At 31.9% G+C, this 17,381-nt stretch carries 23 protein-coding genes; 9 read left to right on the plus strand and 14 right to left on the minus strand.

Translation table 11 applies throughout. From position 1 onward, the window contains the following. Nucleotides 1-27 precede the first annotated feature (27 nt). The gene (locus AX016_RS09875; protein WP_100895448.1) at nucleotides 28-738 is read right to left on the minus strand and encodes a peptidylprolyl isomerase; all 711 of its coding nucleotides are present in this window, start codon (nucleotides 736-738) and stop codon (nucleotides 28-30) included. On the opposite strand from AX016_RS09875, the gene AX016_RS09880 reads away from it, so the two are divergent. Both AX016_RS09880 and AX016_RS09885 read left to right on the plus strand, forming a co-directional pair. Further along, entirely contained in the window at nucleotides 737-1,378 is a 642-nt protein-coding gene (locus tag AX016_RS09880) for an NUDIX hydrolase (RefSeq protein ID WP_198519424.1), read from the plus strand. The genes AX016_RS09875 and AX016_RS09880 overlap by 2 nt on opposite strands. 38 nt (nucleotides 1,379-1,416) lie before the next feature. Then, the gene (locus AX016_RS09885) at nucleotides 1,417-2,223 is read left to right on the plus strand and encodes a lysophospholipid acyltransferase family protein (protein WP_100895449.1); all 807 of its coding nucleotides are present in this window, start codon (nucleotides 1,417-1,419) and stop codon (nucleotides 2,221-2,223) included. A gap of 88 nt (nucleotides 2,224-2,311) precedes the next feature. Here the strand turns inward: AX016_RS09885 and AX016_RS09890 are convergent, their stop codons facing one another. The 3 genes from AX016_RS09890 to AX016_RS09900 all read right to left on the minus strand — a co-directional run bounded on the left by AX016_RS09890 (nucleotide 2,312) and on the right by AX016_RS09900 (nucleotide 4,424). Beyond that, complete coding sequence (locus AX016_RS09890; protein ID WP_100895450.1) at nucleotides 2,312-2,959, minus strand: hypothetical protein; 648 nt, start codon at nucleotides 2,957-2,959, stop codon at nucleotides 2,312-2,314. 4 nt (nucleotides 2,960-2,963) lie between these two features. Then, nucleotides 2,964-3,458: an RNA polymerase sigma factor gene (locus AX016_RS09895; protein WP_100895451.1), complete on the minus strand. Its 495-nt coding sequence runs from the start codon at nucleotides 3,456-3,458 to the stop codon at nucleotides 2,964-2,966. 69 nt (nucleotides 3,459-3,527) lie between these two features. Continuing rightward, on the minus strand, nucleotides 3,528-4,424 hold the full coding sequence (locus tag AX016_RS09900) for a site-specific tyrosine recombinase (protein ID WP_100895452.1): 897 nt from the start codon (nucleotides 4,422-4,424) through the stop codon (nucleotides 3,528-3,530). A 184-nt stretch (nucleotides 4,425-4,608) separates the two neighbouring features. Between AX016_RS09900 and AX016_RS09905 the strand changes: the two genes are divergently transcribed. The 5 genes from AX016_RS09905 (at nucleotide 4,609) to AX016_RS09925 (ending at nucleotide 7,791) form a co-directional block, all read left to right on the plus strand. Then, on the plus strand, nucleotides 4,609-5,160 hold the full coding sequence (locus AX016_RS09905; protein WP_100895453.1) for a hypothetical protein: 552 nt from the start codon (nucleotides 4,609-4,611) through the stop codon (nucleotides 5,158-5,160). 164 nt (nucleotides 5,161-5,324) lie between these two features. Continuing rightward, nucleotides 5,325-5,870 (plus strand): outer membrane beta-barrel protein, encoded by a 546-nt coding sequence (locus AX016_RS09910; protein ID WP_100895454.1) that lies wholly within the window; start codon nucleotides 5,325-5,327, stop codon nucleotides 5,868-5,870. 175 nt (nucleotides 5,871-6,045) lie between these two features. Next, a complete protein-coding gene (locus AX016_RS09915) occupies nucleotides 6,046-6,549 on the plus strand; it encodes an outer membrane beta-barrel protein (RefSeq protein WP_100895455.1) in 504 nt (167 codons plus the stop codon). 78 nt (nucleotides 6,550-6,627) lie between these two features. Beyond that, complete coding sequence (gene aroQ, locus AX016_RS09920) at nucleotides 6,628-7,050, plus strand: type II 3-dehydroquinate dehydratase (protein ID WP_100895456.1); 423 nt, start codon at nucleotides 6,628-6,630, stop codon at nucleotides 7,048-7,050. A gap of 9 nt (nucleotides 7,051-7,059) precedes the next feature. Then, complete coding sequence (locus tag AX016_RS09925; RefSeq protein ID WP_100895457.1) at nucleotides 7,060-7,791, plus strand: diphthine--ammonia ligase; 732 nt, start codon at nucleotides 7,060-7,062, stop codon at nucleotides 7,789-7,791. Nucleotides 7,792-7,799: 8 nt separating this feature from the next. On the opposite strand, the gene AX016_RS09930 is transcribed toward AX016_RS09925, so the two are convergent. From AX016_RS09930 to AX016_RS09955, 6 genes are all read right to left on the minus strand, one after another. Beyond that, nucleotides 7,800-8,090 (minus strand): DUF3817 domain-containing protein, encoded by a 291-nt coding sequence (locus tag AX016_RS09930; protein WP_100895458.1) that lies wholly within the window; start codon nucleotides 8,088-8,090, stop codon nucleotides 7,800-7,802. A gap of 82 nt (nucleotides 8,091-8,172) precedes the next feature. Next, complete coding sequence (gene lpdA, locus AX016_RS09935; RefSeq protein WP_100895459.1) at nucleotides 8,173-9,564, minus strand: dihydrolipoyl dehydrogenase; 1,392 nt, start codon at nucleotides 9,562-9,564, stop codon at nucleotides 8,173-8,175. 329 nt (nucleotides 9,565-9,893) lie between these two features. Then, nucleotides 9,894-10,421: a DUF1572 family protein gene (locus tag AX016_RS09940; protein WP_100895460.1), complete on the minus strand. Its 528-nt coding sequence runs from the start codon at nucleotides 10,419-10,421 to the stop codon at nucleotides 9,894-9,896. A gap of 11 nt (nucleotides 10,422-10,432) precedes the next feature. Beyond that, the gene (gene msrB / locus AX016_RS09945) at nucleotides 10,433-10,834 is read right to left on the minus strand and encodes a peptide-methionine (R)-S-oxide reductase MsrB (protein WP_100895461.1); all 402 of its coding nucleotides are present in this window, start codon (nucleotides 10,832-10,834) and stop codon (nucleotides 10,433-10,435) included. Continuing rightward, on the minus strand, nucleotides 10,834-11,322 hold the full coding sequence (gene msrB / locus AX016_RS09950; protein WP_100896842.1) for a peptide-methionine (R)-S-oxide reductase MsrB: 489 nt from the start codon (nucleotides 11,320-11,322) through the stop codon (nucleotides 10,834-10,836). The genes msrB (AX016_RS09945) and msrB (AX016_RS09950) overlap by 1 nt, the downstream gene beginning before the upstream one ends. Before the next feature lie 122 nt (nucleotides 11,323-11,444). Then, nucleotides 11,445-11,981: a hypothetical protein gene (locus AX016_RS09955; protein ID WP_100895462.1), complete on the minus strand. Its 537-nt coding sequence runs from the start codon at nucleotides 11,979-11,981 to the stop codon at nucleotides 11,445-11,447. Between the two features lie 171 nt (nucleotides 11,982-12,152). Between AX016_RS09955 and AX016_RS09960 the strand changes: the two genes are divergently transcribed. Together AX016_RS09960 and AX016_RS09965 are read left to right on the plus strand one after the other, a co-directional pair. Continuing rightward, entirely contained in the window at nucleotides 12,153-12,962 is an 810-nt protein-coding gene (locus AX016_RS09960; protein WP_100895463.1) for a M48 family metallopeptidase, read from the plus strand. 82 nt (nucleotides 12,963-13,044) lie between these two features. Next, nucleotides 13,045-14,364, plus strand: coding sequence for an MFS transporter (locus AX016_RS09965; RefSeq protein WP_100895464.1), 1,320 nt, complete (start codon nucleotides 13,045-13,047; stop codon nucleotides 14,362-14,364). An 87-nt stretch (nucleotides 14,365-14,451) separates the two neighbouring features. Here AX016_RS09965 and AX016_RS09970 read toward each other — a convergent pair whose 3' ends face one another. Genes AX016_RS09970 through AX016_RS09985 form a run of 4 tightly spaced genes read right to left on the minus strand, consistent with a single transcriptional unit; the run spans nucleotide 14,452 to nucleotide 17,347 of the window. Then, a complete protein-coding gene (locus AX016_RS09970) occupies nucleotides 14,452-15,174 on the minus strand; it encodes a head GIN domain-containing protein (protein ID WP_100895465.1) in 723 nt (240 codons plus the stop codon). 13 nt (nucleotides 15,175-15,187) lie between these two features. After that, on the minus strand, nucleotides 15,188-16,264 hold the full coding sequence (locus AX016_RS09975) for a hypothetical protein (protein ID WP_100895466.1): 1,077 nt from the start codon (nucleotides 16,262-16,264) through the stop codon (nucleotides 15,188-15,190). Then, nucleotides 16,245-16,793, minus strand: a complete 549-nt coding sequence (locus AX016_RS09980; protein ID WP_100895467.1) for a hypothetical protein — start codon at nucleotides 16,791-16,793, stop codon at nucleotides 16,245-16,247. The genes AX016_RS09975 and AX016_RS09980 overlap by 20 nt, the downstream gene beginning before the upstream one ends. Next, entirely contained in the window at nucleotides 16,790-17,347 is a 558-nt protein-coding gene (locus AX016_RS09985) for an RNA polymerase sigma factor (protein WP_100895468.1), read from the minus strand. The genes AX016_RS09980 and AX016_RS09985 overlap by 4 nt, the downstream gene beginning before the upstream one ends. Between the last annotated feature and the right edge of the window lie 34 nt (nucleotides 17,348-17,381).

The raw sequence follows: 17,381 nt of genomic DNA on the forward strand, positions 1-17,381 counted from the left end.
ATTTTTAATTAAAGTAATAACTACAATCTACTTTATAACTTCAGCTTTAATTATAAAAATATTTTTTTTAGGCCAATCTCCTTTGTCAACAGGTTGTCTGTTAATTAAATCTACAACATCCATACCTTCTATAACACGACCAAAAGGAGTATAATCTTTATCTAAATGATAAGAGCCAGGTTTTGTTACCACAATAAAAAACTCATAAGGAGAGGCTAATTTATGCGGGTTGTCACTTTCACTGCTTGGCATAGATATCACGCCTCTATGGTGTTTGTGTCCTTTTTTTGTATCAGGAGGTAATAAATACCTGCCAATTTCTCCTCTTTTTTTAGCTGTTTTTATATTATCTGCATTACCACCTTGAATAATAAAATTTTTGACTACTCTATGAAAATAGGTGTCATTAAAATAGCCTTTTTTTGTTAGGTAAATAAAATTAGCTTTGTGGTAAGGTACATTATCAAATAATTGCAAAGTAAAGCTACCAAGGTTTGTGGTAATTTTTACTTTATCTTCTTTTAATGTTTTATTGTATTCATAAAAAAAAGGAATAGCATTTTCCTCGGTAAGTACAAACTTTTCTTCTTTTTTAGTAACTTTAGAACTGTCTATTGCAAGAGTGTCTGTTTTTACTTTAGCATCCTCTGTTTTTTGCTTTTGTTTTGCTGCGTTGTTGCAACTGAATGTTAAAATTAGTAGTAATAGTATAGTGTAAGATAGTACCTTTGTATTCATGAATTTTGATGATTTTACCAAGAGAATTTCAAAAATAAAGAATCTTCCTTTACTAGGTGAAGAATCTCATAATAAAATGGCTCCATCTATTAGAATAGATGAGTTAAGTAGAATGAAAAATCAGCGTGATAAAGCACGTAAAGCAGCTGTTATGGCTTTGTTTTACCCAACAGAAGAAAACAGTACCAACTTGTTGTTAATGCTGCGTAAAACTTATAAAGGTGTGCACTCTAACCAAATTGGTTTTCCGGGTGGTAAGGTAGAAAAAGAAGATAAAAATCTATTAGCTACAGCATTAAGAGAAACGTATGAAGAAGTGGGTGTACCACAACAAAAAGTACAGGTAATGGCAGAGCTATCATCTATATACATACCACCAAGTAATTTTGAAGTGCAACCCTATATAGGATTATACCCTAATCCAGCTCCTTTTGTTATTCAAGAGTCAGAAGTAGAGCATTTAGTAGAGGTTTCTTTGCTAGATTTTATGGATGATAGTAAAATTAGCACTCAAAATTTAACAACTTCTTATGCTGTAAATATAGATGTACCAGCCTTTAAATTAGGTGGTTATGTTGTTTGGGGTGCAACTGCAATGATAATGAGCGAACTTAAAGAGCTACTAAAACAATTGTTATAGTTATATAAATTTGTAGATTTGGCAACACAATATTAATTATGGGTTTATTTAAAAAGAATCCTTTTGGGCATATACTATTTTTAAAAAAATGGTTAATAAGAATTGCGGCTTTATTTACACACCGCAGGTACAAAGGGTTTAATAAATTAGAAATAGAAGGATCACAAATACTAAGAGACTTGCCAGACAAAGGCGTACTATTTGTATCTAACCACCAAACATACTTTGCAGATGTAGTTGCAATGTTTCATGTTTTTAATGCCAGTTTAAGTGGCAGAGAAGATAATATTAGAAATATTGGTTACATCTGGAAGCCTAAGTTGAATATGTACTATGTAGCTGCTGCAGAGACAATGAAAAAAAGTCTTTTAACTAAGATTTTGGCTTACGCTGGTTCTATTAGTATACAACGTACGTGGCGTGCAGACGGGCAAGATGTAAAAAGGCAAGTAAAAATGAGCGATATTAGTAATATTGGTACCGCTTTAGATGATGGTTGGGTTATTACATTTCCGCAAGGAACAACCACTCCTTGGAAACCTTTACGTAAAGGAACTGCACATATTATAAAAAAATACAAGCCTATTGTTGTACCTGTTGTAATAGATGGTTTTAGACGTTCTTTTGATAAAAAAGGACTGAGAATAAAGAAAAAAGGTATTTTACAGTCTATGGTTATAAAAGAACCTTTAGATATAGATTATGAAAATGATTCTTTTGAGTCTATTATAGATAAGCTAGGGCACGCTATAGAGCAAGATCCTTCTTATTTAAAAGTAATTTCTAAGGCAGATTTGAAAGCGCTAGAAGAAGAAAATGAACTTAGAAAGTGGAAACTAGATTAATTGTTTAATATTTCATTTTCGTATAAAAAAAAACCATCTGATTAATCAGATGGTTTTTTTTTTTTGGTTGTATAATAGGGTCGTTTGTTTAAATCTCCATTTTTTTTAATTCGTAGTAGTTTCTGTTTAATTTTTTAAGTAATAACCCGTACAAGAGAAAATAAATTAAAGCAAATACAACAGTAGTTACAACAGCTACAACAACAAATGTTATTGTCATTATGGTTTTAAATTTTTCTGCAGATACGTTTGTAGGCAATTCTTCAGGATAAATTGTGGTGAGCATTACAGGATCAAAATAAACACAAACTGCTTGTGCAAGCATTGTAAACATTAAGGTAGCTAAACTAAAAATAACATAGTGTTTTACCGTTTTTCTAGTCCGTATAATATTTTTCATTAACGTCTTAGAGTCATCTAAAACAGAAATCTCTTTATATCTTTTATAAAATTGATAAATAAAATAGAATATAACGGTGTATTGTATAATAGACAATGCTATAAAAAATACACCATATGTATTGCCATAGTACATTTTAGCAATATGTTCTCTTGTACTAGGGAAAATAAAGAGTAAGTTGGGGAGTACAAATTCCAAAATACTAATTATAAATATCCACTTAACAATAGAGGAAGACTTCTTCCATATCATTTTGTAAATATCATTGTACGACAATTTAGGAAGTTCGTCTCCCTTTTTTTGCCAATCTTTTTTTAAGATATCCAATTCATCCATACAATTAAGGATTTAAAATGGTTTTTAATTTTTTCTTTATTCTGTTCATCTTTACCCTAGCGTTTACTTCGCTAATACCTAGTGTTTCAGATATTTCTGTATAATCCTTATCTTCTAAGTAAAGAAAAACCAATGCTTTATCTATGTCTCCCAACTGCTTTACAGCTTTGTACATAAGTTTTAGTTGTAATTCTTGTGTTTCATCATATTCATCAGCCTTGATTTTAAAAATTACAGACTCATAACTTTGTGTGCTAACTTTTCTTTTAGATTTTCTGTAAAGTGTAATAGCAGTGTTTAAAGCCACTCTATACATCCAAGTACTAAATTTAGAATCGCCTCTAAATTTTGGGTACGCTTTCCATAGTTGTATAGTTATTTCTTGAAACAAGTCGTTATGAGCATCCTTGTCATTAGTGTACAGCGTACAGACCTTGTGAACAATATTTTGGTTGTTCTCTAGTTCTGTTACAAATGCATGTTCTAAGTCTTTGCTCACTTTTTTGGTTGGTAGTTGTACTTGTTAGTATTGGTTATTTATAATTTGTTACATTATAAAGTAAAAATATTATTTTCTAGGATGATAGTTAGCAATTACGCTTGCCAAGTGTGTACGGTCTACGTGTACGTAAACTTCTGTAGTTGTAATACTTTCGTGACCCAACATTTGTTGTATTGCTCTTAAGTCTGCTCCATTTTCTAGCAAATGTGTTGCAAATGAGTGACGTAAGGTATGCGGACTAATTGTTTTTTTTAATTCAATGGTTTCTGCTAATTGTTTAATAATAGTAAAAATCATAGCACGTGTTAATTGTCTTCCTCTGCGGTTTAGAAACAAAATATCTTCAAAACCTTTTTTTATATCTAAATGATTTCTAATTTCATCTTTATATATAGTAATGTACTTTTTATTAATATTACTAATAGGAACAAAACGTTGTTTATCTCCTTTTCCTGTAACTCTTATAAAATCTTCATTAAAGAATAAATCTGATAGTCTCAAATTTGTAAGTTCGGACACACGTAGACCACAACCATATAAAGTTTCTAGCATTGCTCTGTTGCGTTCGCCTTCAGGCTTGCTTAGGTCTATTGCGTCTATCAAATTATTAATTTCCTCAACAGACAAGGTATCTGGCAGTTTTCTACCAATTTTTGGAGCCTCTATTAAATCCATAGGATTGTCTGCTCTATAATCTTCAAAAATTAGGTAATTAAAAAAACTCTTTAGACCAGATAATATTCTTGCTTGTGACCTTGGGTTAATACTGGCAGATATCTCGTATATAAACCTTAGTGTAGTTTCTTTAGTAATAGTAATGGGAGTTTCTGTTATATTTTTTTGCTCTAAAAAGGAAATTAACTTTTCTACATCTAATACGTAATTAGTGATAGAATTCTCCATTAATCCTCTTTCTATTTTTAGATAGTGCTGATAATCAGTTAGTCCCTGTCTCCATTTCATATAGGTTAAAATTAAGTTAATAATTTGGTTAAAAAAAGAGTTTTTTATCGGTCTTTTTTCTTCACAACTGTTTGTTGTTGGTTTACAACAATTACTTACATTTACACAACAAACATTGTAAGTGAACAAGATTAACAATCTATGTTTACTGCATAATTATAAACTAAAAATTAAAATTATTTTTATGAAAAAGTTATTTATTGTAGCTATCACAGCTCTAGGATTTACTTTTGCTGCACAAGCACAAGATGCAGCTACTTCTACTAACGGTGGTCAAACTGCTCAAGGTAAATGGTTAATTGAAGCTAATACTGGTTTTGGTGGTCAAGCTGGAACTCCTGCAGCAAATACAGGATTTAATTTAAACTCTTCTGACGGAGAAACTTCTTGGTCGATAGGTGCAGAAGGTGGTTACTTTGTAGCTGATGATTTAGCTGTAAAAGTTGGTTTAGGTTTCCAGGATTATGAAGGAGATGGTTCTTCTTTTAACTATAAAGTTGGAGCTAAATATTACATCGCTAGTATGATTCCTGTACAGGTTGATTATGTAGGAATTAGTGAGAAAGATGCAGATGAAAACCCTAGCTTTTTAGGTTTACAAGGTGGTTATGCTATTTTCTTAGGAGAAAATGTTAGTATTGAACCAGGTTTGCGTTATAGCATAGCTTTAAATGATGATTCATATGCTACAGAAGATGTTTTTCAATTCCAAATTGGTTTCGCTTTACATTTCTAAGTAAAACTTGCTAATAATATTTAAAAGGCTGTCTATGTTATAGATGGCTTTTTTTTATAAAATTAGGTTTGTTAATTCTACGTTAACTGTGGTTTTTGCACTTCTATTTGTGTAAGTTTATTCTGTATATTTGTTTTTGAATTTTTAAAGAAAATATTTATTTTATGAAAAAGTTATTTATTGTAGCTGTTGCAAGTTTGGGGTTTGTTATGGGAGTTCAGGCCCAAGAAGAATCAACTGATGTTATTAATGGACAAACTAGTAAAGGAAAATGGTTAATTGAAGCTAATACTAATTTTGGTAAATTAACTGAATCAAATACTTCTTTTAGTTTAAGATCTGAGGACGGTGATACTTCTTGGAGTGTTGGGGCAGAAGGAGGTTATTTTATAGCTGATGATTTAGCTGTAAAAGTTGGTTTAGGATACTTTAAAGGTAGTGGAAGTGGCCGTGGTAGTAGTTCTTTTAATTATAAGTTAGGTGCTAAGTACTATATTGCTAGTATGATTCCTGTACAAGTAGATTTTTCAGGAGTAAGTATTAAAGACTACGATGATAATGCAACCTTCGTTGGTTTACAAGGAGGATATGCAATTTTTTTAGGTAAAAATGTTAGTGTAGAGCCTGGTTTACGTTATAATATATCTTTAGATGAGGATGTAACTGATAGTCAGTTTCAGTTCAATATTGGTTTCGCTTTACATTTCTAAGCAAAACTTGCTAATAATATTAAAGGCTACCTAATTTAGGTAGCCTTTTTTATTATAAACTGATTTTGTTAAATAATCTATAAATTAATATAAATACTACTTTTTCTGTAGGCCGATTAAATTATTTAATTAAGTTTATACTATAATTATAAACTAAAAATTAAAATTATTATTTATGAAAAAGTTATTTATTGTAGCTATTGCAGTTTTAGGATTTACTTTTGGAGCGCAGGCTCAAGAAGGTTTTGGAGCAGGTGTTAATTTAGGTATTCCAATGGGAGATTTGGATGATTTTTATGGCTTTAACGCAGGTGTGGATGTACAGTATTTGGGAGCTGTTTCAGAAACTTTTTACGCAGGTGGTACTATTGGGTATTCTCACTATTTTGGTAAAACTTATGATGCAGGTCCTGGTATTGAAATAGAGCAAGATGATATTCAGTTTTTGCCAATTGCTGCCGTAGCTAAATTTATGATTACTGAAGATTTTTCTATAGGTACAGATTTAGGTTATGCTCTTGGCCTTAAGGAAAATGTAGATGGTGGTTTTTATTACCGTCCTAAATTAGGTTACAGAATTGCAGATTCAATTGAGCTTAATTTATCATATGCTGGTATTAGTTTAGAAGATGATATAAATGCATCTACTTTTAATATAGGATTTATGTTTCAGTTGTAAAAATAACTGATATAGATTATTTAAAAGGAAGCCAATTTGCTTCCTTTTTTTATGCGTAATATTTAGTATTTTTACCATATGAAAATACTTATAATTAACGGGCCAAACCTAAACCTTTTAGGTAAAAGAGAGCCAACAATATATGGTAATACTACTTTTGTAGATTATTTTTCAGGCTTACAACTAACTTATAAAAATATAGAGTTAAGTTATTACCAGTCTAATATAGAGGGTGAGCTTATATCTAAAATACAAGAAGTGGGCTTTAGTTATGATGGTATTGTTTTAAATGCTGCTGCATACACGCATACATCTATTGGTATTGGTGATGCAATAAAAGCTATAGAAACACCTGTTGTAGAGGTGCATATTTCTAATACATTTGGGCGTGAAGAATTTCGTCATCAATCTTATATATCTCCTGTTGCTAAAGGCGTGATACTTGGTTTTGGCTTACAGAGTTATGATTTGGCTATACAGAGCTTTTTAGCATCAAAATAAATATTCTTAATGCATAAAACATATTTTAACTGGAGTAGTGGTAAAGACTCTGCCTTGGCACTGTATAAAATGCAACAATCTAAAACACATAAAGTAGATAGACTTGTAACTTCTGTAAATGCTAGTTTTAACAGAGTGTCTATGCACGGTTTACGTTTGCCGCTTTTAGAGGCGCAAGCAAAGGCTATTGGCTTGCCTTTAGAAACTATTATGTTAAATGCAGATGTATCTATGTCTGCATACAATAAGGTTATGAAAACCGCAATGCAAGGCTTAATTACAGAAGGGTATACACACGCAGTTTTTGGAGATATTTTTTTAGAAGATTTAAAAAAGTATAGAGAAGAGAAACTCCAAGAAGTTGGTGTAAATGGAGTTTTTCCGCTTTGGAAACATGATACAAAAGAGTTGCTAAAAGAGTTATTGCAATTGGGGTTTAAAGCAATTACAGTTTGTGTAAATGCTAAATTACTAGATGAGTCCTTTGTTGGTAGAGAGGTAGATGAAAGTTTTTTTAACGATTTACCAGAGAATGTAGATCCTTGTGGAGAAAACGGAGAGTTTCATACGTTTGTGTATGATGGTCCTATTTTTAAAAATCCTGTACGTTTTACAGTAGGGGAGAAAGTACAAAAAGGATATACGCCAACGACAAATAAAGATGACAATTGCTTTAAAAAAGATGAAGATACTACTTGGGATACTTCCTTTTGGTATTGTGATCTTCTTCCTAATAAATAAAAAAAGCCCTACGCTTTTAATGCTTTAGGGCTAAAATATTTTTCTTCAATGTAAAATGTTCCAAAGGGTAGTAGGGAGGCTATAAATAGTATAGCGTATCTTTTTATACCCCATTTTAATTGTCTGCATACAAAAAATGCCAATATAGCGTATGCTATAAATAGTATGCCGTGTGCATTACCAATGTATATGTTAGGATCTTTAATCCCTGCCATATATTTTAAGGGCATACCAACACCAAATAGTAATAAGTAAGATATTCCTTCTAATATTGCAATAAGTCTAAATGCTTTAATCATATTTTAATATTTAAAAAAGCCTAAAACCTAAGTGTAAAATACGCTTAGACTTTAGGCTTTGTATAAGTAAGTTTAATTACTACTACAAGTGTATTACCTCGTCATAAGCATCTGCTACGGCTTCCATAACAGCTTCACTCATTGTTGGGTGTGGATGTATAGCTTTTAGTATTTCATGACCTGTAGTTTCTAATTTACGAGCAACAACAGCCTCAGCAATCATATCTGTAACACCAGCACCAATCATATGGCAACCTAACCACTCACCATACTTAGCATCAAAAATAACTTTAACAAAACCTTCTGGAGTACCAGAAGCTTTAGCTTTACCACTAGCAGAGAATGGGAACTTTCCAATTTTTAAATCAAATCCTTTTTCTTTTGCTTGTTTTTCTGTTAAACCAACAGAAGCAATTTCTGGAATACAGTAAGTACAACCTGGTATGTTACCGTAATCTATAGGTTCTACGTGCATACCTGCTATTTTTTCTACACATAAAATACCTTCTGCAGAAGCAACGTGTGCTAAAGCTGGCCCAGGAGTAACATCTCCAATTGCGTAGTAACCAGGTATGTTTGTTTGATAATAATCATTTACCATAATTTTATCTCTGTCTGTAGCAATACCAACATTTTCTAAGCCAATGTTTTCAATGTTAGTTTTAATACCTACCGCAGATAAAACAACATCTGCCTGTATAATTTCTTCTCCTTTACTAGTTTTAACGTGTACACTAACACCGTTACCAGCAGTATCTACTTTAGTAACTTCAGACGAAGTCATTACTTTTATACCTGCTTTTTTAAAGCTACGCTCTAATTGTTTAGATATATCTTGGTCCTCTACAGGAACTACACTTGGTAAATATTCTACCACTGTAACCTCTGTACCAATAGAGTTGTAGAAGTATGCAAACTCCATACCTATAGCACCACTACCAACAACAACCATTTTTTTAGGTTGTTCTGGTAAAGACATTGCTTCTCTATATCCTATAATTTTTTTACCGTCTTGTGGTAAACTTGGTAATTCTCTACTACGTGCACCAGTTGCTACAACAATATGGTCTGCACTATATTCGGTTTCTTTACCGTCTGCATCTTTGACAGATACCTTTTTGCCAGACTTTAAAGTACCATAACCGTTAATGACTTCAATTTTATTTTTTTTCATTAAAAACTGAACCCCTTTACTCATACCTTCAGCAACACCTCGGCTACGCTTAATAATAGCACCAAAGTCCTTGTCTACATTATCAGCATTTAAACCGTAGTCGCCCGCGTGCTTTAAATACTCAAAAACCTGAGCAGATTTAATTAATGCTTTGGTAGGGATACAACCCCAATTTAAACATACACCGCCTAAACTTTCTTTCTCTACAATAGCTGTTTTTAAACCTAATTGTGAAGCTCTAATTGCAGTTACATAACCACCTGGTCCACTACCTAAAACAATAACATCAAAATTGCTCATATATATACTTTTTTTGTCTCTAATTTTAATCACACAAATGTACAAAACCAATTATCAATTAGCAATTACCAAAATCTATAAATATGAATAATAACATATTGCTAACTTTTTAGTACTTATCTTTATATTTTACACATAAAAACAATCAATTTTTAAGGGAGAGAATAATAAAATTTAGTTTTTTACGACCCTTTTTTATGTTATAGAAAATTAAACAATTATAATTTCTGATTTATTGTAGTTGGCTTGATGCTACTTATACCTTTAGTTTTATAACTGCGGATAAAATAAAAACAACTTTTTATACAAGTTTAACAAGTAAGTAACAGTTACTTGCTAAACATTTGTTTGTTAAATTCATCAGATTTTCCTGCTGGTATAGAGAGAGATTGCCATTGCTTACCTTTTAGCATTCTGCCAACGTAAGCAATTTGTGCAATATGCCCAGCGTAGTGAGCTAATTGCCTGCTTACAGCTGCCATAACAGAATGCTCTACAGCTCTAATTTTAATTTTATTGTTAAAATTATCTTCATTAATACTATCTATTGCAGCAAATAAGCAATCCCAGCCTTTGTTCCAATGTACTAGCATTTCTTCTTTATTTTGGTAAGGAGCAACAAACTCGGACTCTCTATTGCGCCATTCTTTTTCGCCATCTTCAGTAAAAAAGTTTGTCCATCTACTTAGCATATTGCCAACCATATGTTTTACAATAATGGCAATGCTATTATCAGCTTCACCATAAGTCCAATGCAAATCTTGGTTGGTAAGTTGGTTAAATGTTTTTTCTGCCATTGTTTTGTTTCGGTGAAACTCAAACAGCATACTTTCTTTATAGTCATTAACAAAACTCATAAATTACTTTTTTAAGACGGATTAAAATTTAAACTAGCAGAGTTTATGCAGTAGCGCTGTCCTGTTGTTTCTTGTGGTCCATCATCAAAAACGTGACCTAAATGTCCGCCACAATTAGCGCAAACAGTTTCAACTCGTGTCATTCCGTGGCTTGTATCCTTTACATATTCAATAGAGCCTTCTATAGCTTTATCAAAAGAGGGCCATCCACAACCACTTTCAAACTTGTGGTCTGCTTCAAAAAGTTTAGCATTACAACCTTTACAGTTATAACTACCATCTTTAAAGTGCAGGTTAAATTCGCCAGTATGCGGGTATTCTGTCCCTTTATTTCTTAAAACGTTGTAAGATTGCGCGGGAAGTTCAGCTTTCCACTCTTCTTCTGTTTTTTCTACAGTATATTTTTTACTCATTATTTTGTAGGTGTAAATTTTAAAGCAGCACCGTTAATACAGTGTCTTTCTCCTGTTGTTTTTGGTCCATCATTAAAAACGTGACCTAAATGTCCGCCGCAAACAGCGCAATGTTCTTCTGTACGCTTATATCCAATTTTATAATCAACATCAAAAGCAACATTGCCTTCTATTGTTCTATCAAAACTAGGCCATCCGGTACCAGACTTAAATTTATGTTCACTTTTAAACAAAGGAGTGTCGCAAGCAGCACAACTATAAATTCCTTTTTCTTTAATTTGTAAAAGATTGCTAGAAAAAGCACGTTCTGTACCTGCTTTGCGTAATACGTTATATTGTAAAGGTGTTAATTCTTTTTTCCACTGAGCATCTGTTTTTTCAATTTTTGCTAAGTCTTGTTTTTTTGTAGCTTCTTTAGTTTTTTGCGAGTTTCCTTTGCAACTTATAAATAGCGCTACTACACTTAAAATTAGTAATTTTTTATACATCATCTTTATATTTTAAGGTTATTCAAATTTAGTCGATTTTAAACGCAATTCCTATCAAATTAAAGACATAAAAAAAGCCCCTACTAATAATAAGTAGAGGCTTATAATATTGTAAGCTATTCTTATTTTAAAGAAACCTGTATAACATCTTCTTCTTTGGTATCTAAAATACCCATAACATCATTAATATTGCTAGTATCTAATTTGCCGTTAACAGCATCTGCAGGTAAAATAGCAACTCTAAACGTTTGATTGTCTGTGTCACCAGTAGCTAAAGTAGATAAGTCAAAATCAGACTCTAAAAAGAAATTTGCATCTACAAAAGTATGGTCATAATTATAAATTAAAGTACCTTGGTCTAATAATCTAGTTTGGGGCATTAAGCGCCATACATTTATAGGTTGCCCATCAGTACCATCAACTTGTTCCCATAAAATATAAACTAAAACAACATCAGACTCAAAAACTTCTACAGCAGTAGGAAATTCAAAAGTTAATGTGTAATTGTTTCCAATGTTAAAATCTCCAGTAACCTGGTAGACACTGCCAATTGCATCAACTCCGTCTAGTCCGTCAATTCCATCTCTTCCGTCAGAGCCACTGCAAGCTGTTAATACTAATGCAAATATTGCTGCTATTGTTAAGGTAATTTTTTTCATAAGATATCTGTTTTATTTCGTTTTCTTTTTTGATGTTTCAAAAAGCGTTCCAAATTTAAAATTAGAAAATTTATTTTGCATATCAACTAAAGAATTAAGATTATATCTATGATATTATAGCAACATAGAATATTTTTGTATTTTTAAAAGCACACTAAACACATTACTATTATGAAGAAGATATTATTAGTATTAACTATTTTTTTAGCAGTTTCTGCTTGTAAAACAAATCCGTTTACAGGAAAGAAAACATTAAATATGTACCCAAACAGTTCAATATTTCCTACTGCTTTTGCGCAATATGATCAGTTTTTAACTGAAAACAAAACAATAACAGGTACTAGTGAAGCAAGGATGATTGCCTCTGTAGGGCAACGTATAGCTTCAGCAGCAGAACGTTGGTTAACAGCAAATGGGTATCCTGGGTATTTACAAGATTACAAATGGGAATATAACTTGGTAGATGATAATACGGTAAACGCTTGGTGTATGCCAGGAGGTAAAATTGTTTTTTACACAGGTATTTTACCAATTTGTCAAGATGAAACAGGTATAGCTGTAGTTATGGGGCATGAAGTAGCGCACGCGTTAGCAGATCACGGAGCGCAACGTATGTCTGCAGGGCAGTTACAGCAAATAGGTGCTGTTGCAGGTAATGTTTTAATTAAGGATGAAGGAGCAAAAAATACATTTAACCAGGCATACGGTGTAGGATCTCAAGTAGGGGTAATGTTACCTTTTAGTAGAGGTCATGAAACAGAAGCAGATCGTATTGGTTTGCAAATTATGGCAATTGCAGGTTATAACCCAGACGAAGCAGCAGAGCTTTGGAAAAGAATGAAAGCCAATAGTGGAGGACAATCTCAGCCAGAGTTTATGAGTACACACCCATCTAACGATACTAGAATAAATAATTTAACAGCTTGGGCGCCTGCAGCTAAAGAAGAAGCTAAGAAATTTGGTGTAACTACTTTTAAGTAATTGTAGTATAAAAGTAAAATTCATTTATAATTGTATATTAGAGCTGTTCAAAACCAAATTTGAACAGCTCTAATTTTTTTATATGACCAGTATTGCATTAGTAAAAGGAAGTAAAAAGCTATTAAACGCCTGGGCTTTTTATGATTGGGCAAACTCAGTTTACAGTTTAGTAATAGCATCTGCTATTTTTCCTATTTTTTATGGAGCACTTTTTAGAGCAGCAAACATAGAAAAAGTAACCATTTTTGGAGGCGAAATTGCTAGAGCTCCTTTAATTAGTTATACTACATCTTTAGCATTTGTATTTATTGCCATTATTACACCTTTAATTTCTGGCGTTGCAGATTATCTAGGGAATAAAAGAATGTTTATGAAATTCTTTTGCTATTTAGGCGGAGTTTCATGTATTGGTTTGTATTGGTTTTCATTAGATAATTTATACTTTGGTTTGCTTTGTTTTTTTATGGGGTTAGTTGGTTTTTGGGTGAGTTTTGCTATAAACAATTCTTATTTACCAGATGTTGCCCACCCAGAGCAGATGGATGCTATTAGTGCCAAAGGTTTTTCTATGGGCTATGCAGGCAGTGTTATATTATTGCTTTTTAATTTGTTGATGGTGATGAAACCGGAGTTTTTTGGAATTGAAACAGATTCTGAGGGTATTGCAGAGCTAAAAGCAATGAAATATTCTTTTGTTACTGTTGGTATTTGGTGGATTATTTTTAGTCAATATACATTTTACTACTTGCCTAAAGGAAATAAGCAGGAGGGCGACCGTAAAAATGTAATTTTAAATGGTTTTAAAGAGTTAAAAGGAGTTTGGGGGCAACTTGGTAGTCAGGTTAAATTAAAGCGTTATTTAATAGCTTTTTTTGTATACAGTATGGCTGTGCAAACAGTAATGCTAATTGCTACTTATTTTGGAGAAGAAGAAATTGCTTGGGGGACAGACAAGGAACGTACAACAGGCCTAATAGTAAGTATTTTAGTGATACAAATAGTTGCTATTCTTGGAGCATTAGTGACAGCGGCAGCATCTAAAAAGTTTGGTAATGTAAAAACACTTGTGGTGGTAAATATATTGTGGGTAGTAATATGTATTTATGCATTTTATATGATAACGCCTATAGATTTTTACATAGGAGCTGGTTGTGTAGGCCTGGTTATGGGAGGTATACAAGCGTTGTCTAGGTCTACTTATTCTAAATTTTTACCAGAAACAAAAGATACTACGTCCTTTTTTAGTTTTTATGATGTTGCAGAGAAAATAGGAATTGTAATAGGAACCTTTTTATATGGTTTTGTAGCACAAGTAACAGGTAGTATGCGTAATGCTATTGTGTTTTTAGCCATATTTTTTATAGCAGGTGTAGTATTGCTTTTACGAGTAGATAAAAAATAAATATTTTAAATCTATTGATTTTAAATAAAAAGGAGGTTGCAAAACGCAACCTCCTTTTTTGTATTATTATTATTATTATTATTATTATTATCCTTTAGAAATACCACCAGAACCAGAAGTTTTACTTTCTATTTTTTTAGGATTTCCTCGGTATCTAATATCACCAGAACCAGATACTCTAGCGTCTATAGTTTCTTTAGCGGTAACTTTAATATCTGCAGAACCAGATACCAATGCTTTTACATAGTCTGCTTCTAAATCATATGCAGAGATATCTCCAGAACCAGATACTCTAACAGTAAAGTCGGTTGCAGAGCCACTTAAATTAATATCTCCAGACCCAGACATAGATGCTTTTAGTTCTTTTGTTTTAACTTTTAGGCTTATGTCTCCTGAGCCAGAGATGCTAGTTTCAAAAGTATTGCTAACTAAAGTTGTTTTGCCAACTATGTCGCCAGAGCCAGATAATGTTGCTTCATTTATGTGTTCTACAGGTACAGTAACTAACAATTTGCTGTTTCTAGACGGAGTTAAATTCATTCCTTTTTCAGCCTTAATTACCAGTTTTCCGTTTTTAACTTCTGTTTTAATATGATTAATAATGTTTTCATCTCCTTGGATAGTAATTTTTCCTTCTTTACCATCTACAAGTTCTACATCAAAAAAACCAGATAAAGAAATTGCTTCATAATCTCCAACATTTCTAGTATCTGTAGTAATATTTCCGTTTCCTTTTACACGCTTTCCCCACTGTGCATTTGCTGCAAAAGTTAAGGTTAGAGCTAGGCTAAGTGTTATTATTTTTTTCATTTTAAGTGTTTTTTTAGTTTTTATGTATTGATATGCTTCCGTATTCGGTAGCTATGTTTACAAAGTTATTGCTGTTTTCTGATCCGCAAGAGCCTTTATAATATTTTTGTGAGTTTTTAACTTCTTTAACATTTATGTTACAATTGTCTACACCGTTTATTCCCCCGTATGAAGATTTAAGTTCAAACTTAAAGTTGTAATTAGGGTTGTGTCCAATTTTTACTCCAGTATAATCGGCATTAATAGTAATGTTGCCAGCGTTTTCTGTGAGCTCAGCAATTTTAATAGAGCCATAGTCTGCATTTAAAGATACGTTGCCATTAATTTTACCTAGCTTAATACTAATATAATCGCCATTACCTTCAATATTTTTTGCCTCGCTTACAGATAAACTCCCGTAATCACTATTGTAAACTAAATTTTCCATTTTGATTATAGAGGCGCTAGTGTAATCTGTATTTAAATCTAAATTACCAGCTTTTGTAATGGTAAAGCCAGAGTAATCTGCATCAATTTTAGCACTATTAATATAATCTATTTCAGATTTAGAAGTGTAATCAAAATTTAAGTTGTTGTTACGCCCTCTAAGTTCGCCAATATCTAGTCTGCCATAATCACAGTTTATAGTTGCGTGCCCATCAATTCTATCTAAAGTAATAGAGCCATAGTCATTAGTTAAGTCAATATTATTTTTAACAGGTAGTTTAATGGTGTAGTTAATTTGCATATTAACATTGTTGCTATTACCCCAACCCCAACTACTGGTTTTATTTATATTAGTTTTTGCAGATACGTTGCTGCTAGAACCTTTAAAACTAATTGTAATATCATCTAATTTACGCTGTACTTTTTCCTCATTATTTCCACTGGTTTTTATGTGTACTTCTATTTCTATACGGTTTTGATCCCAAGAGGTAATATTTAGGTTGCCGTACTTATTATTTACTTTTAAAAATGCATTTGTATTTACACTAAATTCTTTTTTAATGGTTTTTTCCTTAATGTATTTTCCCTTATCATTGTTAGCAATGCTTAAAATAGGAATGGTTAGTAGTAGTAAAGTTATAAACTTATAGTGTAGAGTTTTCATCATTATATTTCTTTAAATTTTTAATAGTATCAATTTGTGCCATTACATCTTTTATAAGATCTATTCTGGTTTGGTAATTGGTAATTATGGCGCTTAGTATTAATTTGGTGTTACCACCATTTAATAGGTTTTTTTCTAGCTTTTTATAGTCGCTCTCTAATTTATTTAGTTGTATAAGAGTATCATCTATAATTTTTTTTGTGCTAGGGGATGTTTCTTTTTTTAGTTCGTTTACTTGAGTGTTAATTAAGCTGGCAAAATAAAATTTAGTTTCATTTACCTCTGGAGCTATTTCTGCAATTTGCTCGTTAGTGGTTTGCTTTTGGTAAAATAGTGTAAAACCTATTGCACATAAAAATGCTATAGATGCTGCAATTGCAAATGGTTTCCAAGAGAATTTTTTAGGTGTTTTTTTTGTAGCATTAAGCTTCTCTATAAAATTAGCAGTATGTGTAGTGCTAGGTTCTTGAGTGTCAAAACTACCTTTTAACTCTTTAAATAAATTATCTATGTCTGTATTGTTTTTCATATGCAAGCGCTAGTTAATTGTTTACGCAAACTTTCTTTAGCTCTAGAAATTGTAGTTCTACAATTTGCATAACTAATATTCATTATTTCACTTATTTCTTCATAGTCATACCCTTCAATTAAATGTAAGGTCAAAGAAATTCTATAGTTGTCTTTTAAATGTTGCATGGCATCCATCACTTTTTGAGCCTTCAATTGTGTTTCACCATCATCTTTTGTACTACTATCATTATCTTTGACCCTGTACATAATATCATCTAAAGCAACTACTGTGTTTTTTTGTTGCTTTCTGTATTGGTAAATACTATTGTTAATTACTATTCGTTTTAACCAAGCACCAAAAGCTACTTCACCTTTATAGGTATGTAATTTTGTAAATGCACTTAAAAACGATTCTTGCATAATATCCTCTGCTTCGGCGCTATGTTTTACAATTCGGTATGCAGTGTTGTGCATTGCTTTATAGTACCGGTTATAGATCTCTAGCTGTGCACTTTGCTTACCTTGCTTGCATTGTAGCAATAAAGTATTGATATGTTCTTTTTGTTGGCTCAAAAAAATGTATGGTTTGTTTTATAGATGATAGATT

The sequence above is a fragment of the Cellulophaga sp. RHA19 genome (assembly GCF_002813425.1).
Classification (GTDB): Bacteria; Bacteroidota; Bacteroidia; order Flavobacteriales; family Flavobacteriaceae; genus Cellulophaga.

What these genes read in the sequence shown, in the direction of transcription:
- AX016_RS09910 (WP_100895454.1), top strand. Translation starts at nt 5,325, where the DNA reads ATGAAAAAGTTATTTATTGTAGCTGTTGCAAGTTTGGGGTTTGTTATG.
- AX016_RS09940 (WP_100895460.1), bottom strand. Translation starts at nt 10,421, where the DNA reads ATGAGTTTTGTTAATGACTATAAAGAAAGTATGCTGTTTGAGTTTCAC.
- msrB (WP_100896842.1), bottom strand. Translation starts at nt 11,322, where the DNA reads ATGTATAAAAAATTACTAATTTTAAGTGTAGTAGCGCTATTTATAAGT.
- AX016_RS09960 (WP_100895463.1), top strand. Translation starts at nt 12,153, where the DNA reads ATGAAGAAGATATTATTAGTATTAACTATTTTTTTAGCAGTTTCTGCT.
- AX016_RS09900 (WP_100895452.1), bottom strand. Translation starts at nt 4,424, where the DNA reads ATGAAATGGAGACAGGGACTAACTGATTATCAGCACTATCTAAAAATA.
- AX016_RS09955 (WP_100895462.1), bottom strand. Translation starts at nt 11,981, where the DNA reads ATGAAAAAAATTACCTTAACAATAGCAGCAATATTTGCATTAGTATTA.
- msrB (WP_100895461.1), bottom strand. Translation starts at nt 10,834, where the DNA reads ATGAGTAAAAAATATACTGTAGAAAAAACAGAAGAAGAGTGGAAAGCT.
- lpdA (WP_100895459.1), bottom strand. Translation starts at nt 9,564, where the DNA reads ATGAGCAATTTTGATGTTATTGTTTTAGGTAGTGGACCAGGTGGTTAT.
- AX016_RS09885 (WP_100895449.1), top strand. Translation starts at nt 1,417, where the DNA reads ATGGGTTTATTTAAAAAGAATCCTTTTGGGCATATACTATTTTTAAAA.
- aroQ (WP_100895456.1), top strand. Translation starts at nt 6,628, where the DNA reads ATGAAAATACTTATAATTAACGGGCCAAACCTAAACCTTTTAGGTAAA.
- AX016_RS09975 (WP_100895466.1), bottom strand. Translation starts at nt 16,264, where the DNA reads ATGAAAACTCTACACTATAAGTTTATAACTTTACTACTACTAACCATT.
- AX016_RS09980 (WP_100895467.1), bottom strand. Translation starts at nt 16,793, where the DNA reads ATGAAAAACAATACAGACATAGATAATTTATTTAAAGAGTTAAAAGGT.
- AX016_RS09925 (WP_100895457.1), top strand. Translation starts at nt 7,060, where the DNA reads ATGCATAAAACATATTTTAACTGGAGTAGTGGTAAAGACTCTGCCTTG.
- AX016_RS09890 (WP_100895450.1), bottom strand. Translation starts at nt 2,959, where the DNA reads ATGGATGAATTGGATATCTTAAAAAAAGATTGGCAAAAAAAGGGAGAC.
- AX016_RS09915 (WP_100895455.1), top strand. Translation starts at nt 6,046, where the DNA reads ATGAAAAAGTTATTTATTGTAGCTATTGCAGTTTTAGGATTTACTTTT.
- AX016_RS09930 (WP_100895458.1), bottom strand. Translation starts at nt 8,090, where the DNA reads ATGATTAAAGCATTTAGACTTATTGCAATATTAGAAGGAATATCTTAC.
- AX016_RS09965 (WP_100895464.1), top strand. Translation starts at nt 13,045, where the DNA reads ATGACCAGTATTGCATTAGTAAAAGGAAGTAAAAAGCTATTAAACGCC.
- AX016_RS09970 (WP_100895465.1), bottom strand. Translation starts at nt 15,174, where the DNA reads ATGAAAAAAATAATAACACTTAGCCTAGCTCTAACCTTAACTTTTGCA.
- AX016_RS09880 (WP_198519424.1), top strand. Translation starts at nt 737, where the DNA reads ATGAATTTTGATGATTTTACCAAGAGAATTTCAAAAATAAAGAATCTT.
- AX016_RS09905 (WP_100895453.1), top strand. Translation starts at nt 4,609, where the DNA reads ATGAAAAAGTTATTTATTGTAGCTATCACAGCTCTAGGATTTACTTTT.
- AX016_RS09875 (WP_100895448.1), bottom strand. Translation starts at nt 738, where the DNA reads ATGAATACAAAGGTACTATCTTACACTATACTATTACTACTAATTTTA.